15 protein-coding genes are annotated in these 17,185 nt (G+C 58.9%); 8 read left to right on the top strand and 7 right to left on the bottom strand.

What is annotated here, in order from left to right:
• Positions 1 to 45 precede the first annotated feature (45 nt).
• The 4 genes from AC0V6T_RS06240 to dusB all read right to left on the bottom strand — a co-directional run bounded on the left by AC0V6T_RS06240 (position 46) and on the right by dusB (position 5,969).
• Positions 46 to 2,325, bottom strand: coding sequence for a sensor histidine kinase (locus AC0V6T_RS06240; RefSeq protein ID WP_486125260.1), 2,280 nt, complete (start codon positions 2,323 to 2,325; stop codon positions 46 to 48).
• 70 nt (positions 2,326 to 2,395) lie between these two features.
• Positions 2,396 to 3,817 (bottom strand): sigma-54-dependent transcriptional regulator, encoded by a 1,422-nt coding sequence (locus AC0V6T_RS06235; protein ID WP_486125258.1) that lies wholly within the window; start codon positions 3,815 to 3,817, stop codon positions 2,396 to 2,398.
• A 15-nt stretch (positions 3,818 to 3,832) separates the two neighbouring features.
• A complete protein-coding gene (locus AC0V6T_RS06230; protein WP_486125256.1) occupies positions 3,833 to 4,972 on the bottom strand; it encodes a two-component system sensor histidine kinase NtrB in 1,140 nt (379 codons plus the stop codon).
• A complete protein-coding gene (gene dusB / locus AC0V6T_RS06225; protein WP_486125254.1) occupies positions 4,947 to 5,969 on the bottom strand; it encodes a tRNA dihydrouridine synthase DusB in 1,023 nt (340 codons plus the stop codon). The genes AC0V6T_RS06230 and dusB overlap by 26 nt, the downstream gene beginning before the upstream one ends.
• A gap of 85 nt (positions 5,970 to 6,054) precedes the next feature.
• Between dusB and AC0V6T_RS06220 the strand changes: the two genes are divergently transcribed.
• Genes AC0V6T_RS06220 through AC0V6T_RS06210 form a run of 3 tightly spaced genes read left to right on the top strand, consistent with a single transcriptional unit; the run spans position 6,055 to position 8,302 of the window.
• Complete coding sequence (locus tag AC0V6T_RS06220) at positions 6,055 to 7,215, top strand: bifunctional 2-C-methyl-D-erythritol 4-phosphate cytidylyltransferase/2-C-methyl-D-erythritol 2,4-cyclodiphosphate synthase (protein WP_486125252.1); 1,161 nt, start codon at positions 6,055 to 6,057, stop codon at positions 7,213 to 7,215.
• 26 nt (positions 7,216 to 7,241) lie between these two features.
• The gene (locus AC0V6T_RS06215; RefSeq protein WP_486125250.1) at positions 7,242 to 7,793 is read left to right on the top strand and encodes a hypothetical protein; all 552 of its coding nucleotides are present in this window, start codon (positions 7,242 to 7,244) and stop codon (positions 7,791 to 7,793) included.
• The gene (locus tag AC0V6T_RS06210) at positions 7,790 to 8,302 is read left to right on the top strand and encodes a CinA family protein (RefSeq protein WP_486125248.1); all 513 of its coding nucleotides are present in this window, start codon (positions 7,790 to 7,792) and stop codon (positions 8,300 to 8,302) included. The genes AC0V6T_RS06215 and AC0V6T_RS06210 overlap by 4 nt, the downstream gene beginning before the upstream one ends.
• Here the strand turns inward: AC0V6T_RS06210 and AC0V6T_RS06205 are convergent.
• Together AC0V6T_RS06205 and lipA are read right to left on the bottom strand one after the other, a co-directional pair.
• Positions 8,263 to 8,724, bottom strand: coding sequence for a type II toxin-antitoxin system RatA family toxin (locus AC0V6T_RS06205; protein WP_486125246.1), 462 nt, complete (start codon positions 8,722 to 8,724; stop codon positions 8,263 to 8,265). The genes AC0V6T_RS06210 and AC0V6T_RS06205 overlap by 40 nt on opposite strands.
• Complete coding sequence (gene lipA / locus AC0V6T_RS06200) at positions 8,724 to 9,680, bottom strand: lipoyl synthase (RefSeq protein WP_486125244.1); 957 nt, start codon at positions 9,678 to 9,680, stop codon at positions 8,724 to 8,726. The genes AC0V6T_RS06205 and lipA overlap by 1 nt, the downstream gene beginning before the upstream one ends.
• A gap of 109 nt (positions 9,681 to 9,789) precedes the next feature.
• Here lipA and AC0V6T_RS06195 point away from each other — a divergent pair, with 109 nt between their 5' ends.
• From AC0V6T_RS06195 to AC0V6T_RS06180, 4 genes are read left to right on the top strand one after another with little or no spacing between them, the layout of a single operon-like run.
• Positions 9,790 to 10,776 (top strand): sodium-dependent bicarbonate transport family permease, encoded by a 987-nt coding sequence (locus AC0V6T_RS06195; protein ID WP_486125242.1) that lies wholly within the window; start codon positions 9,790 to 9,792, stop codon positions 10,774 to 10,776.
• On the top strand, positions 10,773 to 11,081 hold the full coding sequence (locus AC0V6T_RS06190; RefSeq protein WP_486125240.1) for a P-II family nitrogen regulator: 309 nt from the start codon (positions 10,773 to 10,775) through the stop codon (positions 11,079 to 11,081). Before AC0V6T_RS06195 ends, AC0V6T_RS06190 begins: the two co-directional genes overlap by 4 nt.
• A 33-nt stretch (positions 11,082 to 11,114) precedes the next feature.
• A complete protein-coding gene (locus tag AC0V6T_RS06185; protein WP_486125238.1) occupies positions 11,115 to 11,756 on the top strand; it encodes a carbonic anhydrase in 642 nt (213 codons plus the stop codon).
• 56 nt (positions 11,757 to 11,812) lie between these two features.
• Complete coding sequence (locus tag AC0V6T_RS06180) at positions 11,813 to 12,535, top strand: NYN domain-containing protein (protein WP_007164255.1); 723 nt, start codon at positions 11,813 to 11,815, stop codon at positions 12,533 to 12,535.
• Positions 12,536 to 12,613: 78 nt separating this feature from the next.
• On the opposite strand, the gene AC0V6T_RS06175 is transcribed toward AC0V6T_RS06180, so the two are convergent.
• A complete protein-coding gene (locus tag AC0V6T_RS06175; protein ID WP_486125236.1) occupies positions 12,614 to 13,978 on the bottom strand; it encodes a hypothetical protein in 1,365 nt (454 codons plus the stop codon).
• 353 nt (positions 13,979 to 14,331) lie between these two features.
• Between AC0V6T_RS06175 and gyrA the strand changes: the two genes are divergently transcribed.
• Positions 14,332 to 17,133, top strand: a complete 2,802-nt coding sequence (gene gyrA, locus AC0V6T_RS06170; protein ID WP_486125234.1) for a DNA gyrase subunit A — start codon at positions 14,332 to 14,334, stop codon at positions 17,131 to 17,133.
• Positions 17,134 to 17,185: the final 52 nt, after the last annotated feature.

Genomic DNA, 17,185 nt, shown 5'->3' with positions numbered 1-17,185 from the left:
CGGGGGTAGTCATCGGGGATTGAAACTGGGGTGTGTGCGAGATCATCATACGGCCTCGCTCGCATCTGGATCGGGGTGACGCGCGAAACGCAGCGTGACGCGCGTCCCGCCATCCTCGCCGTTGGCAAAACTCATGTCCCCGCCGTGCTCGTCAACAATCTTGTTCACGATTGCGAGGCCGAGACCTGTGCCTTTCTCGCGGGTTGTTACATATGGCTCGACGATACGATCGCGGTCCGTCGGAAGGCCGATCCCGTTATCTTCGACCACGATCGCGACCCATTCACCTTGATCGGCCATCGTCACGCCAATGCGTCCTGAAAACGCCTCGTCCGCGTTGGAGGCGCGCGCTTCGACCGCTTCGACAGCGTTCTTGAGCACGTTGGTCAGGGCTTGGCCCATCTGATGCCGGTCACACTGGATTTCGCGCTCGCTAAGATCATCGGCAGAAACAGCGAACGCGATATCGGAATGAGCGACCTCTTGCAGGAAGACCGCCTGCCGCACGAGATCAAGCGCGTCTTCTGATCGAAAAACAGGCTTGGGCAAACGGGCGAAGGATGAAAATTCGTCGACCATCTTCCTCAGATCGCCAACCTGCCTGACAATCGTACTGGTCAATTCGTCGAACAATTCTGCATCGCCACCCTCGACCTGTTTGCGATAGCGACGCTTGAGACGCTCTGTCGCGAGCTGGATCGGGGTGAGCGGATTTTTGATTTCATGCGCGATACGGCGAGCGACGTCGGACCAAGCCGCTTGTCTTTGGTCAATCAGTTGGCGCGTGATGTCCTCGAAAGTGATGACGTGACCGCTGGAACCGGGCGCTACTTTCACGGCGAGGGTCAAAAGGTCAGTGCCACGCGGCTGAGTGACAATTGCGCGCTCCTTACCTTCTCGCACCATCTGACAGATTTCAGGGGACAATTCGTCGAGGGATTTCCCAACGAGCGCAGCCGGCCCCTCTTCCGCGCTCTCGGCACTGTCTTCTGACAGTAGGCTGTATGCAGACTCGTTCATCAGCAGAACGCGGCTGCTCTCGTCGACTGAAATCACACCTGCGGTGACTGATTCCAGCACAGCTTCCATGAAGGCGCGCCGGTCATCGATTTGGCGGTTTGCACTCACCAAGGCATCGGTCTGTTTTTCGAGTTGCGCCGTCATTCGGTTGAATGCCCGGTTGAGCAGGCCAATTTCATCCGCCCCCGTTCTGCCTTCAACTCTAAGAGCGAAGTTGCCCTGCCCCACTTTTCGCGCGGCGCCTACGAGGTCTGTGAGCGGCTCAACCTGGCGATCTGCAAATCGCAGGGCGAACCAGACCGCGATGCCTACCAGCAAAAGACTCATTGCAACCAGAGCGATGTTGAAGCGAAGTTGCAGCGTGCGCGCATCGCTGGTCAGCGTGTCATAAGCGGTCGAAATGGCCTGCGCGCGCGACCAGGCATTGAACATAGTCTCTTCAGTGGTGCGAGCATTGTAGAGGTAGATGCCTGCCTCACGATCAATCGGTGCGACCGCAGCGATCCTCTCTGCGCTCCCCTCCACCACCACCAGTTCACCGGTGTCCAGCGTTGGCAGCGCAGCTTCACTGAAAACGCTGGGGTCATTGCCTTCCACTACGTTGAGCGCGGCGGCTGTGCGCAGCGAATCGTCGTCCATTCTCTGCAGGATCACGCTTTCCGAAATTTCACGCGCCTGCATCTGGTAGAAGTAGAGCTCGGGGAAATCGGGATCGGGGATAGGCACACGCAAGAGGATTTCCCGCATGTCTGTCGCCATCGTGATGGTCTGTTGTTCGACGTCTCTCTGATTGGAATCGTAGTAGCTTTGAGCAAGCTCGTTTGCATTCTCCAACAGGCCGCGAGATTCGTCAGAGAACCAGAACGTGACACCTGTTTGAAACAGGAACGCTGCAAATCCGGCCACGAGTAGCGTAGGGACAGCTGCGACCATCGAGAAGAAGAACACGAGCCTCACGTGAAGCCGCGCTGTGCTGCCTGCAGCTCGGCTCAACGCCATTCGGCGCCCGATCATGACCAACAGTGCCATTGCGGGCACCAACACTGCCACCAACAGCAAGGATACTTGCAGCGATGGGAGCCCGCCTGAGTCGGAAGGCTGGTTCGAATACGCGAGGTAATTGGCAATAATCGCGATGATCAGCGCGATGACCGCCAATGCTTCTAACCAGCGGAAGACATTGGCTCGCCGCGAACTCACCACGAATTGGCGCCACCACCGCGGGGATTGCCGCGGTTGCAAGCGGGTGGCCGCGCGATCTTGCGCGGTGCCATCATCAACAGGATTGGCGACTGAGCCTTCCATAGTTGCGCAGTTACAACGCTAGTGTTGTATCTGCGCAAGCCCAAAGTGACATTTTGGTCGCATAACTGCGTTAAAGCGGTCTTGCGAAGCGATCAGACTCTATCTCTAGCTCGCTGATACGCTTGCGCAGAGTGTTTCGATTGATCCCGAGAAGTTTGGCCGCGCGTAACTGGTTGCCGCCCGTTTCACCCAGAGCATGCTCGATGAGAGGCTTCTCAAATGCCGCAATCGCACTGGAGTATACAGAGCCCGGCGCAGGCTCCTCCTGAGCAAGCCAGACGTCGAGGGCCGCGGCAATGCCTCCCCTTCCAGCGCTCTCTGCAGGATAGAACGGAGCCTCCTCACCCAGAATGTCGCTCAAACTCGATGCGTCGATCGCATCCTCGCGGCTCATAAGGGCAAGCCGGTAGATCACGTTGCGAAGTTCGCGGACGTTCCCGCGCCAGTTTCGCGCTTCAAGCCGCTCGATCGCGGAAGTGGTGAGCTGGCGACGAGGCAAGCCATCTTCTACGGCCTGAGAAAGGAAGTGCTGCGAAAGCACTTCGACGTCCTCACGCCTTTCACGCAGCGGCGGCAATTCGATTGGCACCACATTGAGTCTGTAAAAAAGGTCCTCTCGAAATTTGCCCGCGGTGATCATCGGGGCAAGGTCACGATTGGTTGCCGCGATGATGCGAACGTCAACCGCGATCTCCTGGCGACCGCCGACCCGGCGAATTCTTCCCGACTGGAGCGCGCGCAAAAGCCGGGTCTGTGCTTCAGCCGGCATGTCGCCGATCTCATCGAGAAACAAAGTTCCGCCATTGGCCTGCTCAAACTTGCCGATGGCTTGCGCAACTGCCCCGGTAAAAGCGCCCTTCTCGTGACCGAAAAGCTCGCTTTCAACGAGGTCATGCGGGATGGCTGCGGTGTTCACCGCCACGAACGGTCCGGTTCGACGGCTTCCGAGCTGGTGGATTGCTTCTGCGACCAGCTCCTTGCCGGTCCCGCTCTCGCCGGTCACCAGGACGGTCAGATCATTGCGAAGGACGCGGGTGATCATCCGGTAGACGCCTTGCATGGCAGGGCTGCGTCCAACCAGGGGCATGCCGTCGCCTTCGCTATCCGGTATCGCGGTTGCGACATTTGTTCCGGTCCCAACCGCCTGGAGCACAGCGCGCACCAGTTCATCGAGGTCGAAGGGCTTGGGGAAATATTCGAAGGCATCGCTGTCACTTGCACGCACGGCGGTATCGAGCGTGTTCTGTGCAGACAGCACGATGACAGGCATGTCGGGCGCGGCTTCACGCACCGAAGAAAGGCTCGCAAGGCCATCCCCGTCGGTGAGCATCACATCGGTCAGCATTAGGTCGAAAGAGCGCGCCGCCAACTGCTGATCTCTTTCCCGGATGGAAGAGCACCGCTGGATTTCGAAGCCTTCATCCTCCAGCGCAGCCGTAATCACCGTGGCAATTGCGCTGTCATCTTCGACGAGGAGGAGCGTACCTGACATTGCTTTAGAGGATTCCTATTCCTGTGGTGTCTTGGCCAAGGGCAGATGAAGCCGGAAATGCGTAAGGCCGCGCTTCGCGTCACGCTCATGCGAGATCGATCCGTTCATGTCGCGAACAAGTTTTCGCACGAGAGCCAGCCCCAGCCCCTGGCCGGACTGTTTTGACGATACAAACGGCTCGAACACATGGTCGCGCATAGCCGGATCGATGCCGGGCCCGTTGTCGGAAACGGTGATCTCAACCGGCAGGCGCACCGCTCGTCCCAACCGGATCGCGCTGAAGGCAAGGCCGGATACGAACCGGGTTCTCACTGTGATCTCGCCGCGTGCACCAGAGCAGGCGGCATCTCGCGCATTCGAGATGAGGTTGATCAGTACCTGCTCCAAAGCGTCGCGATTGGCGTATGCCGGTGGAATTGAGGGATCGAACTCTTCCTTGATTTCCACCGGCTTCGCGCCGCCAGCTGCGCGGACCGTGGCAATCGCCGAACGGATCGCCTCGTGCGGATTGCAGGCCTCTGCCACCTCTGCCGTGCGCGAGCCGAGCTGCTGCATCCGGTCAATCAGCCTCGCGATCCGGTCGACCTCATCCGTAATCATCCGCGCCAGCTTTTTGTCCTTCAGCGGAAGCTTGCGAGCCGCCAGCTGCCCTGCACCCCGGATAGCCGCGAGAGGGTTCTTGATCTCGTGGGCCAAAATAGAAGGCGCACCGAGCGATGAGCCAAGATCGTCGTCGCTTCCCGTCTCTTCGTGGCCAATTTCGGAGAATGTCACCACTCTCCAGCCCTGAAAGCCGCCAAGCGGACTGACGGTCAAATTGACGCGCTTTTCGGCCTCGCTCGCATTGATCAGGATATCGCGAGCAACAAGCGCCTCGTCGGTGTTTGTCAGGCGATTTTCGACCCTTGGATCAAGCGGCCCAATGGCCTCAAGCAATGGTTTGCCCACTAGACGCTTGGCGCTGCGGCCAAGCAAGTTCTCGGCTGCATGATTGACCTCGGCAATCGCCGAAGTCGGATCGATCAGGACGAGCGCAAACAAGAGGCCAGAAAGCTGATCACGAGCATCAGGCCTGGAAGGATCGAAACTCGCTATATCGGACCTGCCCGCCTCAGGTTTGACCGACATGTCAGGCAGCTTTGGCAGTGCGGCCAAGGAAGGGCTCGTAGAACCGTTCGATCTCGCCCAGTACTTCGTCGGGATCATCGATAAAGTTTGCACGGTTTCTAAATTCAGCCGAGCCGTGCATGCCCTTGGTATACCAGCCAAGATGCTTGCGAGCGATCTTGGTGCCAACATTGCGACCATAATGATCGAGCATGCGGTGATAGTGTTCAACCAGGACCGAATATTGCTCGTCAAAGCTGGGCGTCGGAATCCTTTCGCCCGTGCGCCACCAATGCATAACCTGACCGAGAAGCCATGGCTTGCCGTACGCGCCGCGTCCGATCATCAAGCCGTCTGCGCCAGACTGCTCAAGCGCGGTGGCCGCATCCTGAATGGTGCAGATATCGCCGTTGACGATCACCGGGATGTTTACCGCCTCTTTCACCTTCCGGATAAAGGACCAGTCCGCACTGCCCTTGTACATCTGGTTACGGGTGCGCCCGTGAACAGTGATCATCTTGACGCCAAGGTCCTCGGCGATGCGTGCCATTTCGGGTGCGTTGAGGCTCTGGTGGTCCCAGCCCATACGCATTTTGACGGTCACGGGCACATCGACGGCCTTGACCGTGGCCTCCATCAATTTGGTCGCAAGCGGCACTTCTCGCATCAGCGCGCTACCGGCGAACTGGCCGACAACCTTGCGCACCGGACAGCCGAAATTGATGTCGATGATTGCAGCGCCGTTGCCTTCCTGAAGCTTGGCTGCCTCAGCCATGCTTGAAGGATCGCAGCCGACCAGCTGCATGGAAACGGGTTCTTCGATCTTGTCCCATTCCGCCTTCTGGACAGACTGCCGCGTCTCGCGAATCGCGGCCTCGCTCGCGATCATCTCTGTAACGTTGAGGCCCGACCCATAGCGGCGCACCAAGGTGCGAAACGGCATGTCGGTCACACCAGTCATTGGCGCGAGCAGCACAGGCTCTGCGATCGTCACGGGACCAATATCGATCGGCTTCAGCGCCGGAGGAGTGGGTATATCTGTCATGGGTTGGAGAGAGTATGCCTAAATATTGGGCAGCCGCATAGTGGATTGCGAAACTTGCGTCCAGACCTTAAGCGCTGGCGCCACCATGGACCAAGTCACCACCCTCCCCTCATTTGCCGCTATCGTCGTTGCTGCGGGAAAAGGATTGAGGGTCGGCGGAGACACTCCCAAGCAATATCGCAGCTGGCGCGGCAAGCCTCTTATCCGCCATTCAGTCGAGACACTTCGCGCCGCTGGTGCGGATCCTCTTTTGGTGGTGATCGCAGCTGGAGCCGAGGTTGATGCCGAAGACGCTTTGAAGGGTCTTACCGGGTTTCGATTTGTGGAAGGCGGCGCATCACGACAGGATTCCGTGCGAGCCGGGCTTGAAGCATTGGCGGAAGAACCGCCGGCAAAAGTCCTCATCCATGATGCAGCTCGCCCGGACCTGCCCTTGGAAGTGATCCAGCGGCTCCTGGCAGCTCTGGATGAGCATCAAGGTGCGATCCCGACCCTTCCCGTCGTCGACAGCCTCGCGGTCGCCGGTGACGCCAGCACCATGGCGGGCAAGGCCGATCGGGAGACGCTTCGAAGAGTGCAGACACCGCAGGCATTCCGGTTTGAGGACATTCTCGCTGCTCACCGCGAATGGAATTCACAAACCGATGCCGGAGATGACGCGCAGGTCCTCGCAGCCATGCAAGGTTCAGTCGCACTGGTTCAGGGTGATGAACGCCTCAAGAAGATCACTTTTGAAGAAGACCTGATGGACACAGCCAGTATTGCGCCATTCCGCATCGGACAAGGATATGACGTCCACCGCCTGGCAGAAGGCGAAGAGCTGTGGTTGTGCGGTGTAAAGCTCGAACACACCCATGGCTTGGCTGGCCATTCCGATGCCGACGTGGCGCTTCATGCGATAACCGATGCGGTGCTGGGCGCCATCGGCAAGGGCGATATCGGAACGCATTTTCCACCAAGCGATGACCAATGGGCAGGAGCACGCTCAGGTCAATTCCTAGAACATGCTGTTAAGCTTGCCGAAGAAGCAGGTTACGCGCTCGGAAACATCGACCTCACGCTTATCTGTGAGGCCCCGAAGATCGGCCCCCATCGCCCCGCCATGAGGGCTGAAGTGGCAAGGATTACCGGCCTTGGTGAAGATGCTGTTAGTATCAAGGCAACGACGACAGAAAGGCTGGGTTTTACCGGCCGAGGTGAAGGTATCGCTGCACAGGCGATTGTCGCGCTTCACGCGGCAAACTGAGAAGAGAAAAGGACGGACCTTTCGACATGAAACACACCATCAACGCTACAAAACTCGCTTTTGTATCGCTCGCCGCAGCCGCCACTCTCAGCGTTTCACCTGCCGCTGCGCAGCCAAGCAATCTCGACCCCGCAGCAGTTGCGGCGGCATCGCGCTATGCGCTCCCGATTGCGTTCGACAGCTTCGTGACCAAGTGCTCGGCCAGTCTTGACCAGGGCGGTTACGCGCTCAGCAATTCTGACCGGCTTATGGCCAAGTTTTCCGATGGAATGGATGATGCGTGGCCTGCCGCAAAAGACGCGATGATCATGATGGCAAGCGGTGATGAGGATGCGCGTGAGATGACCGCCGTCTTCGCCATGCTGGGAGATGACGAACTGCGTCCATTCGTCGACGGGCTGGTCGGCGGATTGATTGGTCAGGAAATCAAGACGGACGACTGCGAGGTTATCGAGCGCGGCCTGGAGATCCTTGATCCGCTTCCGGCAGACAATATCGCACAGATGGTGGGCCTGATCGTAGAGCTGGGTGCGCGCGAGGATGAAGAACAGGCTGCGAGCGAAAGCACGGCAGAGTGAGCAATTACATCCTCCCAGAAGACATCACCGACCTCGCCGCACGGGTGGTCGCAGAGAATGAAGCCGCTGGGCGCAAGGTCGTCACCGCAGAAAGCTGCACTGGAGGTCTCGTCTCTGGCGCGATCACAGAGATTGCGGGCTCTTCCGCCGTGCTCGACCGTGCCTTCATCACCTATTCGAACGAAGCGAAAATGGAATCGCTGGGTGTGGCCCAGGATATCATCGAAACCTTTGGCGCCGTTTCGATTGCATGCGTTTGGGCTATGGCCACCGGCGCGCTGGAACGCTCAAATGCCGATGTCGCGGTCGCAATCAGCGGGGTAGCAGGCCCCGGCGGTGGAACCCAGCTAAAGCCGGTTGGAACGGTGGTCTTTGCCAGAGCCTATCGCAACCAGGACGGTGAGCCCGAGGGTGAACTCAAGCACTTCGAAGGCGGCGAAGGACCAGGCGGCCGCGCCGCGATCCGGCATCAGGCGACGATCTGCGCGCTCGAGTTGTTGTTACCGTAAAGCTCGTGCGCGCGCGCTTCGAAAGCCGCGACCATCTTGCGGAAAGCACGGTCGAAATACTGGCCAGCAAGCGCCTGAAACACCCGGTTCTTGAATTCAAAATCAACGCAAAAGTCGATCTCGCACGTGTTTTCGTCAATCGGCCTGAAGGTCCAGACGTTGTCGAGATCGGACAAGGGGCCATCGACGTAGTGGACCGCGATCTCGCGAGGGCGATCCTTGGATACGCGCGACGTGAATGTCTCACGGATTGATTTGAAGCCGACCACCATGTCCGCAACCATTTCGGTCTCGCTATTCGAGCGGACGCGTGTCGCGATGACCCATGGCAGGAACTCACGATAGCGAGCGACATCGGCGACCAGATCGAACATCTGCTCGGCGCTATACGGCAACCTGCGGGTTTCGCGGATACCGACCATCAGACGCTCAGCCGATCCTTTTTGCGGAGCTTTTCCTCGCGCGCCTTTCGCATCTGAGCAAAGTCATCGCCAGCATGGTAGCTCGAACGCGTCAGGGGACTGGAAGCAACCTGCAAAAAGCCTTTGGCTCGAGCGATAGAACCGTACGCTCCGAACGCCTTTGGCGTGACGAATTCTTCCACCTTCGCATGTCTGGGCGTTGGCTGCAGGTACTGGCCCATCGTGATGAAATCGACATCGGCGCTGCGCATGTCATCCATAACCTGGTGCACTTCAAGGCGCTCCTCACCAAGGCCGAGCATGATGCCTGACTTTGTAAAGATCAGCGGGTTGTGCGCCTTTACCTCTTCGAGAAGGCGAAGTGATGCGTAATAGCGCGCTCCGGGCCTAATCGTCGGATAAAGCCTCGGGACCGTTTCGAGGTTGTGGTTGTAGACATCGGGCCCAGCTTCACAGATTGCCTCAACTGCAGGGCGCATCTTGCCGCGAAAGTCCGGTGTCAGAATTTCAATGGTGGTGTCGGGCGTATTGCGACGCAGCGCCTCGATCACTTTAACGAACTGCCCTGCCCCTCCGTCGGGAAGGTCATCGCGATCGACGCTGGTGATGACGATGTGTTCAAGGCCCATCTTTGCCGCAGCCGCGGCCGTATTCTCGGGCTCCATCGGGTCGACGGGGCGTGGCATGCCGGTCTTGACGTTGCAGAACGCGCAGGCGCGGGTGCACACATCTCCGAGGATCATGACCGTCGCGTGCTTCTTCGACCAGCACTCACCAATGTTGGGGCAAGCGGCCTCTTCACAAACCGTGTTGAGGTTGAGCTCGCGCATGAGTTTGCGCGTCTCATTGTAGCCTTGGCTCACCGGCGCGCGGACGCGAATCCAGTCAGGCTTGCGCTGACGTTGTGGGCGCTCTTCGCTCTTGGCTGCCTCAGGCGGATTGGACAGGTCGTTCATGCGGGTCCATTTAGGCCCCACGCGGCGATGCTGCAAGCGTAGCCAATCGGCTTAGTTCGTTGAGCGGGCGTGACTTGCAGAAAACCGAAAAGCCGTTACCTCCAACGCCATGTTCGAGACAGCAATTCAGACCTTCACTTCGCCGGTCGTGCTGTTCTTCGTGCTTGGCCTGTTTGCGGCATTCGCGCGCTCCGACCTTGCGATCCCGGAACCGATTGCGAAAGCAATGTCGCTCTACCTCATGGCGGCAATCGGCCTGAAAGGCGGTGTTGCGGTTTCGAAGTCGGGCGTTGATGTTACCGTCGTCTCCGCACTCGGAGCAGGCATTGCTGCAGGCTTCATCCTGCCATTCTTTGCCTATGGCGTTCTCAAGACATTCGGCAAGCTGGACCGCATCAATTCAGGCGCGGTCGCAGCGCACTATGGATCGATCAGCGTCGTCACCTTTGTCACAGCGGTTGAGATCCTGACCGGACAATCGCGCGAGCCCGGAGGCTATATGGTTGCTGTCATGGCCGCGATGGAAGCGCCAGCAATCCTTAGCGGCCTCCTGCTCGCGCGTGGCATGGGGAGCAAGGCGGGCACCCAGTCGACAGGCGAGATGCTGCATGAAGTCTTCACGAACTCCTCGATCATGTTGCTGCTGGGCGCTTTCGTGATTGGGATGGTTGGAGGAGAAGTAGGTTTTGCACCTGTCAGCCCGTTCTTCGAGGCAGGGTTCAAGGGCGTGCTGTGTATCTTCCTTCTCGACATGGGCCTGATCGCGATGCGGCGGATCATGGAGTCGCGCTCGATCACATGGAGGCTCGGTGCCATCGCCATATTTCTGCCTATCGTGAATGGCGCAGTCGGCACGACTCTTGGCGTGGTTATTGGACTCGATGCAGGCTCTGCTGCGGCGCTGGGCGTTTTGTGTGCCAGCGCAAGCTACATCGCGGTCCCTGCCGCGATGAGGCTAGCCCTCCCCGAAGCTGATCCGGGCATCTACCTCACCATGTCGCTCAGCATCACCTTTCCGTTCAATGTGCTGATCAATATCGGCCTGATAAGCGCGCTCGCGGCATCTTTGACCGGCGCCAATGGAGCGATGCCATGATTGAAACCGTTACGCGCAAGCGCATAGAAATCCTCGCCGACAAGGCGCTGCAGCGCCGGGTTACTAACGCAATCGACCGGATCGGGATTACCGGTTGGACAATCGTTCCCGTCACGAGCGGCAAAGGCCGTGAAGGTGTCTGGCGCGAAGAGAGCGTGATGGGCACAGACAAGGTGCTGGTGCTGACAATTGCTGCGGAAGACAAGGCGATGGCGCTTGCAGAAGAGCTTGCTCCCATGCTTACACATCTCGGCTTCGTCCTGAGTATGTGGGACGTGCAGGTTATCCGCGGCGAGCGTTTCTAAGGGAGAAAAGCGCCGACGCGTAGGGAGGCATCGTTGCCTGAATTTGCTGAGCTCTTGAAGGGCTATCGTCGCTTTCGCGAGGATACGTATCCGCGCCAGAAAGCTCGTTTCGATGAGACCGTAGCTGAAGGTCAGCACCCAAAGCTCATGATTATCGGCTGCTCGGACAGCCGCGTCGATCCTGCACAGATTTTCGACGTTGATCCGGGCGAGATCTTTGTTGTCCGCAATGTGGCTGCGCTCGTCCCTCCATTTGAACAGAAGCCCGGTCTTCACGGCGTTTCTGCAGCGGTCGAATTTGCGGTTCAGATGCTCGAGGTGAAGCAGATCCTCGTCATGGGGCATGGTCGCTGCGGCGGATGCAAGGCGGCGCTGAGCGGCAGTTATCTCGAGAAGGAGCCTGGCGAAGGCGGCTTTATCGCCAACTGGATTGACCTGCTCAGCGAAGCGCGGTTACCCGTAGAGCGCAAACACGGAACGACGGGCCGCAAGGCTGAGTTGGCCATGGAGTTTGCCGCGATACGCCAAAGCCTTGCGAACTTGCGCACCTTTCCGTGGGTCGCGGACAAGGAAGCAGTGGGCGAGATAAAGCTGCGGGGCGCTCACTTCTCGATCAAGGAAGGTGTGCTCTACTCGCTCGACGAGGAAACGGGCGAGTTCCTGCCTGAAGACTGATCCAGCGCAAGAATATTCGCTTGCCCTAGTTTGGCCGCACCGTCATTGAGCGCTGCATGCCTGACGCAGAACTCAAGAATATCGCCCTTCTGATAGACGCGGACAACACGACGCCCGAAGGTATCGACCCCGTCCTTACCGTGATGGCGGAGCTCGGACAGGTGAATATTCGCCGCGCTTACGGGAACTTCGCGAAGGACAATCTTGCGCGTTGGGATAAGATCACCAACCGTTTCGGCATTCGCCCACAGCAGCAGTTCGACGTCTCCAAAGGCAAGAACGCGACAGACATGGCGATGACGATCGACGCGATTGACCTCCTGTATCAGGGCAAGGTCGACGGCTTTGGCATCATGACCTCGGACAGCGACTTCACTCCGCTCGTTACTCGGCTTCGGCAGGATGGAATCATCGTCTATGGCTTCGGCGAGGCGAAAACTCCGCAAGCATTCAAGTCAGTGTGCACCCGCTTCATCGATATCAAGCAGCTGATCGCGACAAACGCAGCGGACACACCCAATGCAAGAAAGAGCAGCAAGAAAGACGCATCTTCTGTCGACGATGAACTCGATGACCTGATCCTTGCCGCCTATTCCGAGGCCAAGAAAGACGGCGGTTTTGCCCGCCTCTCACAGGTTGGCCAGATTGCCGGCAACCGTTCGAGTTTCGATGTGCGCAACCACGGTTTCAAGAGCCTCAAGGAGATGTTCGAAAGCTTCGACAACTTCGTGCTCGAACACCGCGATGACAACCAGGTGTATGTGAAACGCCTGCGCTGATTGTCGCGCTTAGGGCCGAACGAAAAAGGGCGCCGGGATCAGCTCCCGGCGCCCTTTTCTTTTCCCGTTTTTGGGTGCTTACATCGTTTCGACAGATGCTGCCGACTGAGCCGCAGCACCGCCAGTGTTCTTCTCAAGCTCGTTCGCATAAGCGATCCAGAGCTTGGCGATCGATGCGCGGTTGCCCGACACGCGAGCAAAGGTGCTGCGTGCCTCGTCATACTTGCCAAGACCAAGCTTCGCGATGCCCAGTCGGGTCAGCGCTTCGTTGGTGTTGACGCCAGCCATACCGAGCGCCTTTTCGTAAAAGGTCTCTGCCTTGCCAAATTCATCGTAGCTCAGGAACGCACTACCGGCCGCAACAACGGTGCGAAGGCCAGCATCGGATGCCAGTGCATCGCGCTCAAGAGCCGGAAGATCGGCGCGGTCGCTTTCAATGCGCCCTGTGGCGGTTTCAAGAGCCTCGGTGATGAAGAGGTTGCCCGAGCTGACGATGCCAGCGGCCATACCCTCGTCGATCACATCCTTGACCTCACGCGGCAGACGCCGTGCGTCGGCTGCTTCCACGTAATAGTCGTAGTCCGATGCGTCACTAAGCGCACCGACGCGGCGGCTGAGACGGAAGAGGTCGAGAATCTCGGGACCTTCATAGGTATTGAGATTGCGAGCCACATTGATCGCATCACGCCAGTTTGTGGCCGACGGATAATCGCTAATCCACATCGTGACAAAATCGTAGACGGTCGGCACGACTTCATTCTCGTAGGCGACGGTGACACCGCGACGATACCACTGTTCATCGACCGGCTGGCCCGACGCCTTCTGATCGGCAATCGCCTGCTGAAGGTAATCGAATCCTGAAGTCAGATCGTTGTCGGCAAAGAAGCTCTCGGCCATCGCAATACGCAGCGAGGACGCACTGATCGTTTCAGTGGTGAAGTTGTTGTCAATCGCACCCTGAAGATAGCGGCGCGCCTTGGCGTAGTCGCGTGCTTCATTCGAAAGCTGATAAGCGATGAAGTTGTAGCGACCAACCTGCTCAGCCGGGACCTTGCCGCTTGCCAGCATGTTTTCCATGCCGAGCAGCTGCAGCGGGCGATCCTGCAGACGGATGCCTGCGTTAAAGATCAGGCCACCGCCGGCGATCTTCTCGTCGTTGGTATTCAGCACGCCAGCGAGCTGCTGGAACTGGGCGCGCATGCTGGTGATGTCGCCGCCCTCAGCCTTCATGGCTTCGTCGAGCGGTACGTAGGCAGCGCGGAATGCGTCGCTGTAGCCGCCACCATCAGATTCCTGCTGCTGGTCGCGATCCCGGTCACGGTCGCGGCGCTGAGCGCTTGCTTCGGTCGGGAATACGGCAGTTGCGATGACAGCCGTGCCAGTCGCAAGCGAAATCGCGAGTGCGAACGACGAAGCACGCTTGCGCGAAATAAGTGTAAGCATTGGGGGGTTCCTCCAGCGAGTGATGTTGTTGCCGCGCGGCTTCCAGTCGTCGCGGTCTTTATGAATGTCTGCGCCGCTCATTTAGCGAGAGCCTCGACATTTGCAATTCTAACTAGACGAACCGGGCTGAACGGCGATTGAATGGATCGCACGAATAGAAAAGAAGCGCGCAACAATCGTTCAGCAAGCGGTAAGGTGAGCGCAGGCTACCGCGTGTCGGTCACCAAGTGTGGAAAAAGGTGTGTCTGTACCCTTTGTGTTCCGCTGTGGCCATGGCGAAACCGCGCCCCAGCACCTACATCTGACCAACAGAACTTCTTTCCGAAAACAACAACTAGAAACGGGCTTTCGCTTTGAGCGACGAAACCGACATTATCGACCCTGCATCCCCTGCCCCCGCAGACGGATATGACCGCATCGACATCGTCGATGAAATGAAGACCAGCTACCTCGATTACGCGATGAGCGTGATCGTCAGCCGCGCGCTTCCCGATGTGCGCGACGGCTTGAAACCGGTTCACCGCCGCATCCTTTATGCGTCCAAGCTCGGCAACTTTGTCGCCGGACGGCCTTACGTGAAGAGCGCGAAGATCGTCGGCGACGTGATGGGTGATTTTCACCCTCACGGCGACGGCGCAATCTACGATGCGCTCGCTCGCTTGACGCAGCCATGGTCGATGCGTGTGCCGCTGGTCGACGGTCAGGGGAACTTCGGCTCTCCCGATCCCGATCCGCCCGCCTCGATGCGCTACACAGAGGCGCGGCTTGCGCGTGTGTCAGACACGCTGCTCGACGACCTCGATAAGGACACTGTCGATTTCGTCGACAATTACGATGGCCGAAAGCAAGAGCCTTCGGTGCTCCCAGCGCGCTTCCCCAACCTGCTGGTCAACGGTGCAGGGGGTATCGCTGTCGGCATGGCCACCAATGTGCCCCCGCACAATCTGGGCGAAGTGATTGACGGTTGCCTGGCCTTCATGGAAAACCCGGCGATCACGTCGGAAGAGCTGATTGAATACATCCCCGGACCCGACTTCCCCACTGCTCCGCTGATCCTCGGCACGAGCGGCGCGAAAGCTGCTTACACTACCGGGCGCGGTTCAATCCTGATGCGTTGCCGTCACGAGATCGAGCCGCTACGCGGCGACCGCGAAAGCATCGTCTTCACCTCGATCCCCTACCAAGTCGGCCGTGCCGGCCTGGTCGAGAAGATCGCTGAGGCCGCCAAGGACAAGCGGATCGAAGGCATTTCCGACATCCGCGACGAGAGCAACCGCGACGGCACGCGCATCGTCATCGACCTTAAGCGTGATGCCACCGCCGAAGTCGTGCTCAACCAGATCTGGCGGCACACGCCAGCGCAATCTGGTTTCCCGGCAAACATGCTCGCCATTCGCGGCGGACGGCCTGAAACGCTCATGCTGCGTGACTTCATCCAGGCCTTCATCTCCTTCCGCGAAGAAGTCATCACGCGCCGCACCAAATTCGAGCTCAACAAGGCCCGCGAACGCGCGCACATCTTGCTCGGCCTCGTGGTCGCGGTATCGAACCTCGATGAAGTGGTCGCGATCATTCGCGGCGCACCCAACCCGGCCACCGCTCGTGAGCGCCTGCTCACCAAGGAATGGCCGATCGGCGACATCGCCCAGTATATCCGGCTGATCGAAGCGATCGAGCCGAGCTCGGATCAGGAGGGCGGCACCTACCGGCTTTCGACCCGCCAGGTGAAAGCCATTCTCGACCTGCGCCTCCACCGTCTTACCGCGCTGGGCCGCGACGAGATTGGTGATGAGCTGAAGGAGCTCGCCGAGAAGATCGAGGAATTCCTCGCCATCCTCGCCGACCGCGTGAAGCTTTACGAGGTCATGCGCGAGGAGCTCGAAGAAATTCGTGCGACCTATGCGACGCCGCGTATCTCCGAAATCGCACCCGCATGGGACGGCCTCGACGACGAAGACCTGATTGAACGCGACGACATGGTCGTGACGGTTACGCTCGACGGCTACATCAAGCGAACCCCGCTCTCGACCTTCCGCGCGCAAAACCGCGGCGGCAAGGGCCGCGCAGGGATGAGTACGAAGGACGAGGACGCCATCGCTGAAATGTTCGTCACCTCGACGCACAACCCGGTGCTGTTCTTCTCGACCGCGGGCAAGGTTTACCGCCTGAAGGTCTGGAAGCTCCCAGAAGGCGGTCCGGCAACGCGTGGTCGTCCGATCATCAATCTGCTTCCCGCCTTGGATACCGACGAAACGATCCAGACCGTGCTTCCCCTCCCCGAGGATGAGGACGAATGGGGCGCACTGTCGGTCGTATTTGCGACCGCGAAAGGCAATGTGCGTCGCAACTCGATGGACGCCTTCACCAACATCCCGTCGAACGGGAAGTTCGCGATGAAGTTCGACGAAGAGAGCGAAGATCGCTTGATCGGCGTTCGCCTTGTTGCACCTAGCGACGATGTCATGCTCGCATCCAAGTCGGGCAAGGCGATCCGCTTTGCGGCCGAGGATGTCCGTGAATTCACCTCCCGCACTTCGACCGGCGTACGCGGCATGAAACTCGCCGACGGAGACGAAGTCGTTTCGCTCTCTACGCTGGGCGCTACCGGCACCACCCCCGAAGAGCGCGAGCAATACATCAAGTTTGCTCCGTGGAAGGGTGAGAAGGAAGGCGATCCAGACCTTACGCCTGAACGCTACGACGCGCTCAAGGAGAAGGAGCAGTTCATCCTCACCGTTTGCGCCAATGGCTACGGCAAGGTTTCAAGCTCTTACGAATACCGCAAGACCGGACGCGGCGGTCAGGGTGTGGTCAATATCGACAATATCGACCGCAACGGCTCAGTCGTCGCGAGTTTCGTTGTTCAAAAAGGCGAGCAGCTCATGCTCGTCACCGATCAGGCCAAGCTCATCCGCATCGGGCTCGAATCCCTGCGAGTAATGGGTCGCAACACCGCCGGTGTTCGCCTGTTCACTGTCGGTAAGAACGAGCACGTTGTCAGCGCCGTCAAGATCGACGAGACCGAGGAACCCGAGAACGAGGCTGAAGAAGCCATTGTCGAGGAGATGGTCGAACGTCGCGGTGGCGGCGACGAGACCACGCCTGACACCACGGTCCATTCCGACGACAATCTGGGCGAAAACCCGCCCGAGTAAGCACCGTTGTGAAACTTGCCATACCCGACCTCTCCAGTATGTTTGGAAGACA

Source organism: Erythrobacter sp. S158 (assembly GCF_057364915.1).
The sequence above is the reverse complement of the archived record's forward strand: the minus strand, read 5'-3'. Positions and strand labels throughout refer to the sequence as shown.